1 protein-coding gene is annotated in these 434 nt (G+C 53.5%); it reads right to left on the bottom strand.

Translation table 11 applies throughout. The annotated features are described in order from the left end of the window. Window positions 1–216: 216 nt before the first annotated feature. A partial coding sequence (locus DW757_RS17215) for a DUF3847 domain-containing protein (protein ID WP_243033760.1) occupies window positions 217–434 on the bottom strand: 218 nt, incomplete at its 5' end.

Genomic DNA, 434 nt, shown 5'->3' on the forward strand with positions numbered 1-434 from the left:
AACTTGCTGGACGGGAACAGCTTGCAGCGCAAGGTGTTTCCGGGCGGCAAGTCCACAAAAGGGTAGCTGGCGACAGCCAGCGCAGGGGAAGCGTAGCGTCCCCTGTATGATTTGGAGCAGACCATGACTGCGGAAAATCACAGCCCTCCGGCGAGGAGCCTTCGGAGAACGCAATGCACCAACCTTTGGGTGGTGTATAATTGCGCCCTTAGTAAACTAAGGGGTTTCCGGCTTCTCCCGTTCCAGCAGTTTTTTCAATAGTTCCTGCGTGTCCTGCCTGTGAAAAATGAGTTTCAACAACAGCATGACATCATCATCTGTCAGGCGTTCCGGCTCTTGCAGAAAACTTTCCAGCATACCGCCACGAGTACAGAGCCGGTGCGTCCGTTCCTTTCGGGTAAGCTGCTTTAACTGGTGCTGCAATGCCTTTTCAT

Origin of the sequence: Clostridium sp. AM29-11AC (assembly GCF_003480545.1) — a bacterium.
GTDB classification, from domain to species: domain Bacteria; phylum Bacillota; class Clostridia; order Lachnospirales; family Lachnospiraceae; genus Otoolea; species Otoolea saccharolyticum_A.